This is a genomic window from Blautia sp. HCN-1074, from assembly GCF_037890165.1.
Classification (GTDB): domain Bacteria; phylum Bacillota; class Clostridia; order Lachnospirales; family Lachnospiraceae; genus Blautia_A.
This window is the reverse complement of record NZ_JBBKBP010000026.1, coordinates 1-14,458: the sequence shown is the minus strand read 5'-3', so window position 1 is coordinate 14,458 and position 14,458 is coordinate 1. Positions and strand designations below refer to the sequence as shown.

The window sequence follows — 14,458 nt, the reverse complement described above, 5'->3', positions numbered from 1 at the left end:
ATCGCCTTCTCATAAAATTGAATACCCATATAACCTTAATCTAACTCTGTTTTTTCGAATTAATTTTTAGCGGAAGCCTTATGGTTACAACTGTGCCTTCTTCCAGCTGTGAGCTTATGGTAACCCCATATTTCTCTCCATAAATCATATGAATCCTTTTATTTGTATTTCTGACACCTATACTCTTTCGTTCCTTATCCAGAATCTCTTTCAAATCTTCCTCACAGATTCCACATCCATTATCCTCCACATAAAAAAGAATATCATTTTCTTCTTCCTCTGCTGAAATCCAGATCTTCCCGGAATCCTGATAATTCTTAAATCCATGCATAATAGCATTCTCCACAAACGGCTGCAGAAATAGCTTTGGAACTTCCAGACTTCTTAAATACTCCGGTATATCCATACTCACTTCAAATTGATCCTGATATCTTTTCTGCATAATTCCAATATACCGTTTAAGCCAGTCCAGATCCTCCCACAGCGGAACCAGAACATCACCATTCTGACTGGTATACTGAAGCATTCTCGACAGATCCAAAAGCATCTTACTGGCATTTTCCTGCTCTCCTTTAAGGCATACCCAGTTAATGATATTCAGTGAATTATAGAGAAAATGTGGATTCATCTGTATATTTAACGACATGATCTCCGTGTCTCGTTTCTGAATCATCATCTCATATTTCTCATGAATCAACATTTGCAGGTTCTGATTCATTTCATTCAGTTTTTTATAAAAAAACGCAAACTCGTCCCTGTCGTCATATACAATTCTTGCATTAAAATTACCCTCGCCTGTTTTCTCTATCATGTGCAGCGGTTTGTAAACTTTTTTCCCGATCTTTCTGGAAATAAGAACAGCCGCAGTTACAGATAAAATAATTTCTATAGTTACCAGAATCAATATTGCCCTGGTAAGATCTGTATCAATATTCTTACTGAAAACATTAACCGGAATCATAGCAAGTGTATACCATCCCGTCACCATGCTTTTGGAATAGGTTACGATATATTCCTGATTATTTGTACCGTAATATTTTACAGTTCCCTTATTCTCCGTAATTCCTACATCAGCTGCAGTTACATTTCGAAACAGTTTTGATTCATTCTCACCGTAAGGGCCAACAACACTGCCATCTTCGCTCATGATATAATTCATTAGGAAAGTATCACATTCAGAGCAGAGAAAAAGAGCAGTTCTGAGAAGAAGAATTAGAACTGCTCTGAATGTGATTCTTTCCAATTGTACCAAGGCCTTCATCTGGTTTGAAATCCTTCTGTATTAACAAGACTCTCAAACTCCATCCGCTGTTATCTCCATATTTCACACGTTTGAAATCCTTCTGTATTAACAAGACTCTCAAACCATCGCATCTGCATGGAGCAGGTCACAACAGTTTGAAATCCTTTTGTATTAACAAGACTCTCAAACGCGGAATCAGAGCTGTGATAACATCGTCGGGTTTGAAATCCTTCTGTATTAACAAGACTCTCAAACTGCGGAGAAGGAATCCAGGTCGGCAATGAGGTTTGAAATCCTTCTGTATTAACAAGACTCTCAAACTGACGCTGCGCGCTTACGCTTGCCGGATGAGTTTGAAATCCTTCTGTATTAACAAGACTCTCAAACCGCTTTCATTTGCTGCGGGTACAATGTCCTGTTTGAAATCCTTCTGTATTAACAAGACTCTCAAACTGATGTCATAGCTGAAATCGCGCTCAGTCCGTTTGAAATCCTTCTGTATTAACAAGACTCTCAAACCAATGATCCGGTTATCGAATGTATCGTAATGTTTGAAATCCTTCTGTATTAACAAGACTCTCAAACCATTCCGATGCCCTGCGGCTCGAATCTGCCGTTTGAAATCCTTCTGTATTAACAAGACTCTCAAACGATTACAAATGACACACACTATTTTTATATGTTTGAAATCCTTCTGTATTAACAAGACTCTCAAACTGGCCAGATACGGGATAGTTCCGATACGCGGTTTGAAATCCTTCTGTATTAACAAGACTCTCAAACACCTGAAGGGCGGAGAAATCCTTGGCATCGTTTGAAATCCTTCTGTATTAACAAGACTCTCAAACCCATCGATGGAGCTGAGATCCTTCCTGGCAGTTTGAAATCCTTCTGTATTAACAAGACTCTCAAACTGCAGTGTGCGTCGGGGATTCTCTGCACTGGTTTGAAATCCTTCTGTATTAACAAGACTCTCAAACCGAACCCTACCACGAACAGACCGTCGCCCTGTTTGAAATCCTTCTGTATTAACAAGACTCTCAAACGGACATTGTAGCCAACAAAAAAGAGTATCAGTTTGAAATCCTTCTGTATTAACAAGACTCTCAAACCTCAAATCCGGTTCTCACCGAGTCGTTATCTTCTTGCGATAGAAGGTTGTTAAAACACAAGGTCCAGCACACAAAGATCTTTATCTATAATAACATATCTGTCATTTTCGATGGAGTCTGATTTTACTCCTTCCAGATTAATCAGATACATCTTCGTATAAAAACAGTGTTTATAGATTTCTCTCAGATCCTCGGTACTGAAATATTGCTTCAAATTCAACACAAAAACAATATCAACATTACAGATCTGCTTCATGGTTCTCAGATAGTCTATAAACTTTTCAGTCAGATTATCATAACAGGAATCCATATGTACATTACAATATTTTATCAGACCTGCTGCCTGAAAATCAACATCATATGTCAGATTATATTCGGAAGAGCTCGTAACCTTATCCATAAACTGGATAACCTTCTGATTCACAGTCGCAAATTCTTCAAAATGATCTTCCAATATTTTTTCTGAAAGATTTTTATAAAGCTGAGATAGAATCCTTTTTTCCTCACAATTAACCGTCAACGGATTATTAACCACTACCGTCCTTTTCTCCATAGACAGTTCCTTTTCAATATCCGAAAGGATGAATTCTCCTTCTTCTCCTCCTGCCTGTCTGCAAATATGATATACAACCTCTGAAAATTTTACCGGTAATTCAACGGTTATGTTCAAAACCTGATTTTCGGATAACTCCACTTCTAATCCTAATCTTGGATTCACAAGTTTCATATGATCACCACTCTTTCGTCAGTGTCGAGAATTTCGCTTTTTTTCGTTCCAACAATAAATTCCATTTTTCCAAATTGCTTCTCCGTTATCTTCAGCACCTGTACCAGTCCATCCGCAGGCTTATTTTTCCTGATATTTTCTACAATTGCATCTGCCATTGTGGAATTTTGTGCCAGCCTACAGTACACCGATTCCTGCATCATCAGAAATCCTGTCTTTATCAGATACTTGTGAAAATCCCTGTAATCTTTTCGGTTTGCACTGGTGATAACCGGAAGATCAAAAAATACCATTACTCTCATATATCTATAACTCATTTGTCCTATAAAATTTTATCTGCGATACATCGTTATCATTTAATGCATCAAAGACACTCCTGGTATATATTTTTATCGCATTCGTCAGATATTCGTTTCGGTTACCGATTGTTACTTCTTCTTTTAGTAACGAAACCATCTCATGTTTTTCTTCCTTTTCAAAAAACGGGAAGGCCATCTTTTTCACTTTCAGATCCACAAGCGGGCGAAACGGTTCCATCAGATCACAGGCCAGATTGAACTGATTAAATACATTATCATGGAAAAGCCCCAACTGTGTGATATAGCCATTGGCCACCACACAGCGATTAAATGTTGACAACAGCAGTGAATAACCATAATTCAGCGCAGCATTCGTAACATTTTCCGCACTTCTGGTAAAATCCATACCAAACAGAGCATTAAAGTAAACTTTCGCCGCATGCCCTTCCCGATTCGTAACATCCCCAAATTCTATTTCATTGATATACTGATAAAGCAGATCTGCTTCCTCGCGTTTCCAATGCTGCAGATGCAACGCCTGTTTCCGTATTTTCTCCGCCACAATTTCTGTCCATACATGTTTTTTTATATCATCGATCCATGCAATCTGATTCCTGACTTTTAATGAGGTATCATGCGCTCCGTAATAACTGATGAGTTCTGACAAAGGATTTCTCTTTTCATCACAGAAAATCACTTTGATCTTTTTCTTTGTCAGTTCACATAAGAGGGCCGTGGTCAATGACACCGATGTGGATTCTATCATTACTGTTTCAATTTCCGAAAGATGAATCTTTGTCACATCATCTTTTCGGATCACCAGATATCCCATCTGGTAATCCAGCTTCGCTGTGCTGGATATGATCACAGTCCGCCAGCTCATACTTATCCCTCCCTTATTTTTTCAGTAAATCCATTTCTGTTTTATACATACCGGTAATCGAATAATTTACAAGTTTACATTCTTTTGCCTCTGTCATATTTCCGGATATTCGGATTCTTCCTACCTCTTTTGGTCCTCCAAGAACTTTCAATGAGAAGACTCCTCTCTGAAAGGATGTATACTGAACGATATCACATATAATCTTCACCTGTTCTTCGATATCAAGAAGCTTAAATGCTCCTTCGCCATCTGCAAGACACTTTCCTATACTTCTTGGATGTCTTTGATAGATGGAATGCAGATGTTTTTCTGTAAGTTCTCTGTACAGTTCCAGATTACTTTCACAGGTGATTTTTTCATCCCAGTGTAAATTTGTTTTCTGTTTTTCTGATAACAAAATCGCCTTATTCATTTTTTCCAGCTTGCAAACATATTGTATATATTTATTCTTCAAGCACATTGCCGTTGCATTGGAAAATTCAATATTTTTTCTTGCATCCATTCCAATAATGTATAAGAAATATCCATTGTATTTTATGAGTGCATTCTTTTTTATCCTGGCATTTATCACTCTTGGATTTTTATATCCTTTCTGTAGCAGAAAATCAATCAAATCCTTTTCCGTTTTTATCTGAGCAGCATAATAGCTATGTATCACTTCGAAACATTTCTTTCTCTTTTTTTCCGGTCCATGTTCTATAAAGATAAAATAGGAAGGATTCAGAGAAGTGTAACCACCATATTTACTTACATCCTGCATTTTTTCATCATTTATTTTTAGTGGAACATAATTATCCTTCTTAGCAGAATACTTTCCAACCGGCTGAAGATTAAACAATTCTCCCCTCTGTTCAAATGCCTGTCTTGTAATGATCGGCGTATTCCTTCCCATCATTTCCTTTACCAGACGAATCGTTCCCGGTCCCTGTTCGCTTGTTGCGATCCAGGCTTTTTCTCCATTTCTTATGATATCTTTACTGTACATTTTATAAAGATTATAATCATAGTTTCTGCCATCACGTCTTGCTTCTGTCTTTACAAAATTCATAGGATTTCTGGTGAATTTCATAAAATAAACATTTCCTACGATAATATTCAGATACGCATCCTGTGCATGGTGATAATCATTGACCAGCCTGCTTTTTAGCATCTTGTATTCTTTTCTGAAGTCAGATACATTTCTTGCCTTCGCATATACAATATCCGTTCCCGGCAGCATCGCCTTCATAAGCTCTGCGATTCCTTTTGCTCCCTGTGCAGTTTCTACTAACTGTCTTGCGATAAATCCGGCAAGCTGATCTTCTGACAGACGTTCCGTAGATGTCAGGCGATTGTATTTTTCGTCATTCATAAATCCCATTTTATGAAGTGTATGCCACAGATCCCGGACTTTTTTATTCGTTCTGACCTTTTCCGGCACCGGATAATCATTCTTTTTCTCGTTCTGGTTGATTGTTTTTGACACAAGAACAAGATTATTTTCAATATTGTTGTCATTCGTCAAGCTTCTTGGATAAATATGATCGATGTCAAATCTGCTATCATCAAATAGATCTTCAATATCAATGGGTTCTCCCGTATATACATCCCTTCCCATCTGCAGATAATAAAGATACATTTTTTTACTGTTTAATTTTCCGGATGCATTTGCATTTTTTATTTCTGCGGTCCAGTTTCTTTCGTCCCTGATGCTTTCATACAATTTTAACAGACGTTTTTCTCTTGAATTCTTTCTTCCCTGTTCTCCTTTTTCTTCCTCTGTTCTAGTCATCTCAATAAAGATACGTTTTGGATTATGTCCCATGATCTGCGTAATTTCTTTTAATGACTGAACAGCCTGCCAGATCATACGTTTCACAGGTGCACTGTAATAGTACTCGTCCAGATCTTCAAATTGAAATTCCTGCAAGTTTTTTCCTAACGCTTTTCTTCTCTCTTCCAGTTCTTTTTGAAAAGTAAAATCTTCGCTGTAGATCAACTCCATAAAATTCAGATTATATTCCCACATGGCCCGGATCAGAGAAATTTTCTCACCTGTACTTTTATCACATCCGCTCAGGCATAACATACTTCTGGAAAGTCTTGCCCAGTCCTTAAATTTATAACCGGAAATCCGCTTTGCCTCGGATTCTGTCATCCATCCGCCAGAAACATACTGATTCAGTTTTTTTCGGAACATCGGCTTGGCATCCCCATAGATGGTTCCGTAATAAATAATTTTTTCTGCTATCTCTTGAACTGCTTCTTCTCTCAGACGTTCTCCAAAAACGCCATACATTTTTCCATAAGATGGCAGATACGCATTGATTTCTTTGTCAATACCTGAAACTTCAGATTCTTCCGTAATCAGTCCTCTGTTTATCAAATATGTACAAATATTCTTTTTCGTAACTTTCTTTCCCAGTCTGGAGCCCTGGAATACTTCCCTGTAGATATCCTGTTTTAATTCCGGTACGATTCGTTTTCCATGAATGCGTAAATTATTAATTTCATTGAGAACGCAATAGCTCTCATATAATAAAGACTGCTTTGGCAAGACTTTTTCTCCGGAAAGGTACGTACATTCCCGGATAAGATTCGTGATAAAACGTTCTGAAGTCTGTTCTATATCAATCTTCTGTTCCATATTCCAAGGTAATACCTGTCCTGATTCCTGTATCTTTGCCCATCCTGTTTTTGATCCGCTGCCTACAGGTCCGACATAATATGGAATGTTACTGGAAAACAGCATCAGGATCCGTTCAGATACCGTATATCCACTTTCATCTTTTTCTTTCAGAAAATCGAGATGGTGCTCTGCGTTTTCAAGAATTTTCTTTAATTCTTTTCGATGTACCTGGTTTGGAATGATTCCATTTGCACCAGTAATCTGTTTGGGCAGAAAACGTTCTAATTCCATCTCTTTGCGAATAGCATCTGCATCTGCGTCATGAACCTCTTTCAGATCTTTCTTAATCCTGTCATAGAGATCTTTCTGGCTTCTTTTTTTCATATTTCTTCTGTACTTTTTCGCTTCTGCCAGAGAATCCACTGAATTCGTGGAATTGGAATACGCACAATAACTTCCCTCTTCTCCGGAGCGGAACATCCTATCATACATTTCCCGATCCAGATTTTTTCTATACACCTTTTTCAAAAGATGCAGATCTTCTTTATGTTTTTCGTACATCTGCACTCTGGCGTCTGAAAGATAATCGAATCCATTCAATACAGACTGCAGTTGACTGTAATCATATAGTTGTTTCATATTTTCTATGATCAGATAGCGGTCTTCTCCAATCGCAACTTCGATTTCTTCTTTCTCATCTTCAAAAGCAGCTTGCTGAAATGCGATCTTAATCTTTTCATCCGCCTCGATTTCAAACATGACTCTGGCATCTGCTTCCATACCGCACAGGCATTTGATCCGTTCCATCTGTGCTTTTTCCGATTTTTTGATATCGATTTTAGATGCTATCTGATCCTTCTTAGCAGTCCTTGAAATATTCTTATCTTCCAGAATTTCTATGATTTCCTTATAGGTAACCGAGCCATACTCTGAAACACCACAGATAGCATTCATCACCAGTTCACCTACATCTTTTATCATATCTGCATTCAGATCACTGGATTCTGTATTCAAAAGAAAGTGTCCACGATGTTCGAACATGTTGATAATCGCCAGATACAGGAAGCGTGAATATCTCTCTTCGTCTTTTATTTGATCTCTTAAAAGTGCCTGCCGCAGATGAAAAATCGTAGGGTATTCTTTGTCATCGTGGTATTCTTTGTCTCCATAACCAGGATCTGCAAAAATGCTGTCTTTTGTGGTCAGTCTGACATCTTTATCTTCCTGGTAATATTTGCTGTTATCCTGTCGGATATAAAATAAAGGGTCACGCTTCAATACATCCTCTGCAAAATATGACCGGATCAATCCGATCCTCGCCTTATGACGCTGTAACCTTCTTTTTGCGATCCGGTGGGTTCTTCTGTCTAATTGGGATTTTGCAGTTTCATATTCCCTTACAAACCAAAAATCTTTTCCTTTTACTTTCAACAGATGATACTGTGTATCTGTAACAGCACCCCCCAGTGATCCTGTACCCATATCTAATCCCACATAATAATCTTCTCTTTTATCAGAATTCATAAAAAAGCCTCCAAAATATATTGACATTTGAAATTTCTAATGCTATGGTAATCATGTATTAACAAGACGAGTTCAAATAAGGGGAAACCCGAAACCGCCCTCTGGTGCCGCAAGGTGCGGCAAAAAAAGTCGTGTGCAACGGCTTTTTTGTTTTCTATTATTCTATCATATTTTAGTCATTTCGACCATTATTTTCATGTATTTCCATTTATTTTTATCATTTTTGTATAATATTTACACTCTATGCTGATTGCACTTCTCAGGTTACTGTTCACTCCGCAATGTCATGATGCCGGGGTCAAAACATAGTGTTTTCTATGTGCTAACCCCTGCTTGAACCTTGAAAATTTAATATTTCACAGTAGATTTGATATAAGAGCCTTTATTAGCTTAGAATGATTGGTATACTTCTGATTCACATCTAAGCTAATATCGGATTTTGTGCATAGTTACCAAGACCCTTTCGGAATCCAAAGAGCTTTCGGAAATTTAATGCTGCTATTTTGCTTCCAAAGAAAAATTTACCACGTTGTTTACCTCTTGGAAGTTTATCAAGGTGATAATTCTTTCGGATGTTAGCAGGAACGGTTTCTGCACCATTTCTCAACCTTGCTAAGTTACTGAATTCTTCACTCTGCATGTATCTTTGGCTTTTCGCTCTGTTAGATGCATTTTTTGAAGTAATAAAGGTGGCAACTTTTTTATAAATCTTTGGATGGCACTGATTCTGATATGAGCAGTTCTAATTGAGCTGCATCTGTATAGGAAGTTTCATTGATTGCATTGTACAGCGACAACAGATTCTTTCTGTCTGAAAACAGCATACGGAATACTGTATCTTTGTACTTACGGTTTGCAGTTGCTGTGTTGCCTTTCAATCGGTTTCTTTTCACAGTAATTTTTTTGTTCTTTCTTTTTGCCATTGGCAATACCTCCTGTTTTCCGCAGGAGTCAAAGAACATATCGTGCTATTCTTATCACTTCTCAGCTCCTGCTTTTCATAATTAATTGGATTTAAAAGCATGGATTTCTGAAATGTGATTAGAATGATCAGACGGCAAAAATGCCTTGAAATATAAGAGAAATATGCTTTGAGTTTATCTTAGCATTCCTATCTCTCATTTTCAAGGCATTTTATACTCTTTTTAATTTATGATGTTGGGGTCAAAAGAGAGTTTACATCAGAATTCTTTCTTCTCCATAAGCCGTACACTACCCCAATAAGACCCCATATATACAATTACTGTGAACAATGCAACTCCGGCCAATACCATTCCCCGGTTCAGTCCATTCAGCCATGCATCGACTGCGTCTGCTGAAAGTCCCATTGTTTTTATCAGAGTATAAACTACGGCAATTATAATAGCCCACATGACCATTGCAATATAACGTCCTTTTTCCGCCCCAAAATGTATTACAAGCGGGAGTGATGCCGTCAACATAAGAAGTGCCAGTGGAATGTATATCAGAGTGCCAATAATTTTCTCACTCAGGTCCCCCTGAAGCTCTGCCACGCCTTTGCAGATCACTACCGTTATCGTTGTAATTCCCCACGCTGCAGCCGTAAGCCCTGCTCCCAGCAGATATTTCTCTGCCACATATTGTTTTCTGGTAACCGGCAAGGTCATAAGAAATGCAAGACCATTATCAAACTCATCATAACTTATAGTCGTAATGGCAAAAATTGCTGTGACAAACGTAAAATATCCTGTAGCAAAACTGCTACTTCCGCTTCCTGCCAGATTCAGGATGACTCCCATTACAATAACCAGGATAAAAAACTGTTTCTGCTGTTTCATCAGTTCTATATCCTTTACAAATAATCCCTTCATACCTGTTCCTCCATCATCACTACCAGATCATCAATCTTTCCATTCTCAATTACAACATCCGGGTAATTTTCCATATAAAATTGTTTCTGGTTTGTCAGACACCTGTATCCATAAGCTTCTTTCCGGATCTTAATAAGGTATTGCTGATCCAGTTTTTCGTACTCTTCTTCTGAAACTTTAAGAACTGCATAATCTGACAGCAGTACATCTGTGTCCTCATGAAGGATAATTTTTCCGGCATGAATCATATAAAAATCATCACAAAGACTCTCCAGATCTGATGAAATATGCGAACTGATCAGAATAGCACTGCTTTCATTTTCTTCCATATATTCTCTCAGCATGTTCAGCACCTCATCCCTGGCAATCACATCCAGGCCAACTGTAGGCTCATCCAGAATCAGCAGTTCTGCCTTATGGCTTAATGCTGCCAGTACTTTAAACTTTGCTTTCATACCAGTAGAAAATTCTTTAATTTTCTTGTCTGTGGACAGATTGAATCTCCTGCACTGCTGCAGAAATTTCTCTCTATCAAAATCTGGATATATGCTTTTCATAATATTTGCCACGCCCTCTGCTGTCAGATACATACTGAAGCCTGAATCTGCAAAAACAACTCCCAGTTTCTGCTTATCCTCCGGCTTAAGCTCTTCTGCTTTTTTCCCAAAGACCTTTATCTCTCCGCCATCCGGATGAATCAGGCCAAGCAAAGCTTTAAATGTGGTGGATTTCCCGGAACCATTTCTTCCAATAAGTCCTGTAATCATCCCAGGCTGTACTTCCATAGAACAGTCCAGCGAAAAACCTCTGTAATTTTTCTGCAAATGACTGATTTTCAACATATCTTAGTCCTCCATGATCATTTCAAAAAGATTTCTGATTTCCTTATCGTCCAGTCCACTTCTTCTGCCCTTCATAATTGCCTGCTCCATATCATGTTCTACTTCTTTGAGCTGTTCTTCCCTCATCAGGTCTTTATTTGTGGCTGCAACGTAGGTTCCTTTTCCATGAACAGTAACGGTAAATCCCTCTTCTTCCAGATTGTCGTAGGCTTTCTTCACAGTCAGGGCACTGATCTTCAGCTCCTTTGACAGACTGCGTACAGAAGGCAATACCGTGTCCGGCTGTAACTCTCCTCTGATAATTGCAGACTTAATCTGGTCTATGATCTGTTCATAAATAGGTACCATGGATGAATTATTGATTATAATATGCATATGTTTCTCCTCCATCTACAAACAGTATATAACAGCATATAACTGTTGTCAACTGTTTTATACTGTTATATTTCATCTGTTTAAAGAAAAAAGGATATCTTCAGTCACATAACGTTTCTGAAAATATCCCTTTTATATTATTCTGCCAAATATGCCTTCAGTTTCTCCATATCAGCTTTCATTACTCTCCGTCCCACCTCATAAATCTCCTTTAAATGGGCGGGATCACGCTCAACCGGTTTGGCACTGATGTCTCTGTCCGGGCGGATAACGTGGATCCTGCCCTCTTTTTCCAAATATGCGATTTTATCCAACATACGGTTATACTGAATATGACGTTCATCCAGAAGCTTTACAAGCTCCGGATACTCTCTGAACTTCAGTCGGATCAGCGGCATCAGCTTATTATGTTCTTTTCTGTATCCCGGATGACGGGTACAGACTACCACATTTTTCTCATAACCCTGTGAAAGCATCCAGTTTACAGGAATCGGATCTGAGATACCACCATCCAGATACATTCTTCCATTCAGCTTTACCGGTCTGGCAGCCAGTGGCAGAGAAGCTGATGCGCGCATCCATTCCACATCCAGCCTGTCTCCCATTCTGCATTCCTGATAGCAGGGCTTTCCTGTTTCAATATCTGTACATACAACCGTAAACTTCATGGGTGATCTGGCAAATGTCTCTGTATCAAAAACATCCAGCTTCCAGGGCACCTCCCCATATGCAAAATCTTTGCTGTAAAGATCGCCGGTAGTGATCCAGCTTTTCAGTCCCATGTATCGTTTATCCTTGCAAAATCTGGTATTATAACGAAGGGTTCGTCCAATCTGGCGGGACTTATAATTACATCCAAAAATTGCACCGGCGGAAACGCCAACTGTAGAATCTGCATAAATCCCCTGCTCCATCAGCTCATCCAGAACTCCGGCTGTATACAGCCCCCGCATACCTCCACCTTCCAGAACCATTCCAAGGCCTTTCCTTTTATTGTCCTCCATAGTTTTTCTCACTTTCGTCTTTTTCTTAATGTCCTATAGCAATCCTCGTAAATAATGCATTTAAGACAGTCAATTGTATTTTTACTCATTTCATTTGAAAAACAAATTATTTAGAACATATTTTAACACCTTGGATGAAAATGTCAAACCTGTAATCTGTAAAAGCCCCCTGAAATTCATCCAGAAGGCTTAATACAACTCACAATTATATGTTATTTTCCAAGAAGTTTTGCTGCAACTTTCTCCAGCTCATCTCTGATCTTAATATGCTGCGGACATACTTCTTCGCACTTACCGCATTTCACACATTCATTGGCAGATTTCCTGCCATGTTTGCCTACCAGCCATTCTTTCTGGTGAACTGTGCAGTTGCTTCTTCTCTTGTCTTGTAGTTGATCCATGCTGCATTCTTTGTAAAAAGAGTCATATATTTTTTACATACTGATAATTCCCAAAACGTTTGCAATAGAACTCAGCAAAATAATGATCAGGCAAATCGATGCAAAGTATTTGATAAATACTCTGTACAGTTTCTTTCTGCGGAATGGAGAAGACTGTTCAATTTCTTTTTCCATTCCATCAATACCAACAACACGAAGAATCAGAATACAGGTTGCAAGTGCTGCCAGCGGCATCATTACTGAGTTTGTCATAAAATCGAAGAAATCAAGGAAGTTCATTCCAAAGATACGGATGAAATCCAGAATTCCATATCCCATGGAAGATGCGGTTCCAAGTACGATCATGATCACAACCATCAGACCGCAGCATTTCTTACGGCTCCAGTGAAGTTCGTCCATGAATGTGGAAACACTGGTTTCCATCAGGGAAACTGCACTTGTCAGGGCTGCAAGTAATACAAGTATGAAGAATACAATTCCTGTTGCAGTACCAAATCCCATACTTGCAAATACTTTTGGCAATGTGATAAACATCAGAGATGGTCCTGCCTGAAGTGTTTCAGGGTTTCCACCGGAGAATGCAAATACCGCCGGGATGATCATCAATCCAGCAAGGATTGCGATACCTGTATCGAAAATCTCAACCTGTGTGGTAGATCTCTCAATATCCATATCTTTACGGACATAGGAACCGTAAGTATACAGGATTCCCATTGCAATAGACAAAGAATAAAACATCTGTCCCATCGCTGCTACTACAGTCATCCAGGAGAAATTTTTCACATTCGGGATCAGGAAATATTTCACACCTTCAACAGCGCCCGGACGTGTAACAGAATAGATTGTAACCACGACTGCCAGAACTACCAGAACCGGCATCATGATCTTTGACATTCTCTCTACACCATTCTGTACACCACCGAGAATGATGATGAATACAAGTGCCGCAAATACCAGAAACCAGAGTTCCACCTGCCAGGAATCGGAAATAAAGTTTCCAAAATATCCGTCTTCCGCTACTGCCCGGACATTTCCTTTGAAATATTCCACAAGATACTTAATTACCCATCCGCCAATCGTACTGTAATAAGGAACGATCAGCATTGGAATTACTGCATTTAACCATCCGCCGATTTTGAATGATTTCGTTTTTCCAAAATGCTCAAAGGCACCTACCGGACTCTTTCTGGTCATTCGTCCAAGGGCTGTTTCTGACATGATCAGCACATAACCAAATGACGCTGTCAGAAGAATATAGATCAGCAGGAAAATTCCGCCTCCATATTTCGCTGCAAGATATGGAAATCTCCAGATATTTCCCAGTCCTACTGCAGAACCTGCAACTGCCAGCACATAACCAATCCTTCCGGAAAAACTTCCTCTGTTATGGTTATGTGCAGACTTGTTTTCTTTTTTCATTATACACCTCACCTCGTTACAAAAACCTCCCATAGGATTTCTCCCATGGGAGGTCTGCTAATTTTTTACTGATTCTATAGTATCAAAAAGATGTGAGAATGTCAAAGATTAATAATAATTACTTGCCGTAAAACTGTGTTATTATTGCTGTTCACACAACATTATCTCGAGACATGCAAGCCAAAATTT

Annotated in this window: 13 protein-coding genes and 1 CRISPR repeat array; all 13 genes read right to left on the bottom strand. The window is 38.8% G+C overall.

Annotated features, from left to right (window positions below; translation table 11 throughout):
• Positions 1-40 precede the first annotated feature (40 nt).
• The 13 genes from WKT11_RS16750 to WKT11_RS16690 all read right to left on the bottom strand — a co-directional run bounded on the left by WKT11_RS16750 (position 41) and on the right by WKT11_RS16690 (position 14,269).
• Positions 41-1,159, bottom strand: coding sequence for a histidine kinase (locus WKT11_RS16750; RefSeq protein WP_181977727.1), 1,119 nt, complete (start codon positions 1,157-1,159; stop codon positions 41-43).
• A 105-nt stretch (positions 1,160-1,264) separates the two neighbouring features.
• Positions 1,265-2,355: direct repeats of the CRISPR family, unit length 36 nt; unit sequence GTTTGAAATCCTTCTGTATTAACAAGACTCTCAAAC.
• 49 nt (positions 2,356-2,404) lie between these two features.
• On the bottom strand, positions 2,405-3,082 hold the full coding sequence (gene csn2 / locus WKT11_RS16745) for a type II-A CRISPR-associated protein Csn2 (RefSeq protein ID WP_117677644.1): 678 nt from the start codon (positions 3,080-3,082) through the stop codon (positions 2,405-2,407).
• Complete coding sequence (cas2, locus tag WKT11_RS16740) at positions 3,079-3,399, bottom strand: CRISPR-associated endonuclease Cas2 (RefSeq protein ID WP_243153660.1); 321 nt, start codon at positions 3,397-3,399, stop codon at positions 3,079-3,081. Before cas2 ends, csn2 begins: the two co-directional genes overlap by 4 nt.
• Entirely contained in the window at positions 3,389-4,264 is an 876-nt protein-coding gene (gene cas1, locus WKT11_RS16735) for a type II CRISPR-associated endonuclease Cas1 (protein WP_117677643.1), read from the bottom strand. Before cas1 ends, cas2 begins: the two co-directional genes overlap by 11 nt.
• Before the next feature lie 13 nt (positions 4,265-4,277).
• Complete coding sequence (cas9, locus tag WKT11_RS16730) at positions 4,278-8,396, bottom strand: type II CRISPR RNA-guided endonuclease Cas9 (RefSeq protein WP_181977747.1); 4,119 nt, start codon at positions 8,394-8,396, stop codon at positions 4,278-4,280.
• Positions 8,397-8,817: 421 nt separating this feature from the next.
• Positions 8,818-9,081, bottom strand: coding sequence for a hypothetical protein (locus tag WKT11_RS16725; RefSeq protein WP_242986964.1), 264 nt, complete (start codon positions 9,079-9,081; stop codon positions 8,818-8,820).
• A 16-nt stretch (positions 9,082-9,097) separates the two neighbouring features.
• Positions 9,098-9,319 carry a hypothetical protein gene (locus WKT11_RS16720; protein ID WP_340285231.1) on the bottom strand — a complete coding sequence of 74 codons (222 nt, stop codon included), beginning with the start codon at positions 9,317-9,319 and terminating at the stop codon, positions 9,098-9,100.
• A gap of 258 nt (positions 9,320-9,577) precedes the next feature.
• Positions 9,578-10,228 carry an ABC-2 transporter permease gene (locus WKT11_RS16715; protein WP_340285230.1) on the bottom strand — a complete coding sequence of 217 codons (651 nt, stop codon included), beginning with the start codon at positions 10,226-10,228 and terminating at the stop codon, positions 9,578-9,580.
• Positions 10,225-11,070, bottom strand: coding sequence for an ABC transporter ATP-binding protein (locus WKT11_RS16710; RefSeq protein ID WP_117677640.1), 846 nt, complete (start codon positions 11,068-11,070; stop codon positions 10,225-10,227). The genes WKT11_RS16715 and WKT11_RS16710 overlap by 4 nt, the downstream gene beginning before the upstream one ends.
• A 3-nt stretch (positions 11,071-11,073) precedes the next feature.
• A complete protein-coding gene (locus WKT11_RS16705; RefSeq protein ID WP_117677639.1) occupies positions 11,074-11,445 on the bottom strand; it encodes a GntR family transcriptional regulator in 372 nt (123 codons plus the stop codon).
• A gap of 137 nt (positions 11,446-11,582) precedes the next feature.
• Positions 11,583-12,449 (bottom strand): patatin-like phospholipase family protein, encoded by an 867-nt coding sequence (locus WKT11_RS16700; protein WP_181977746.1) that lies wholly within the window; start codon positions 12,447-12,449, stop codon positions 11,583-11,585.
• Positions 12,450-12,661: 212 nt separating this feature from the next.
• On the bottom strand, positions 12,662-12,850 hold the full coding sequence (locus WKT11_RS16695) for a 4Fe-4S dicluster domain-containing protein (protein ID WP_117677638.1): 189 nt from the start codon (positions 12,848-12,850) through the stop codon (positions 12,662-12,664).
• A gap of 33 nt (positions 12,851-12,883) precedes the next feature.
• Positions 12,884-14,269, bottom strand: a complete 1,386-nt coding sequence (locus WKT11_RS16690; RefSeq protein WP_117677637.1) for a sodium-dependent transporter — start codon at positions 14,267-14,269, stop codon at positions 12,884-12,886.
• Positions 14,270-14,458: the final 189 nt, after the last annotated feature.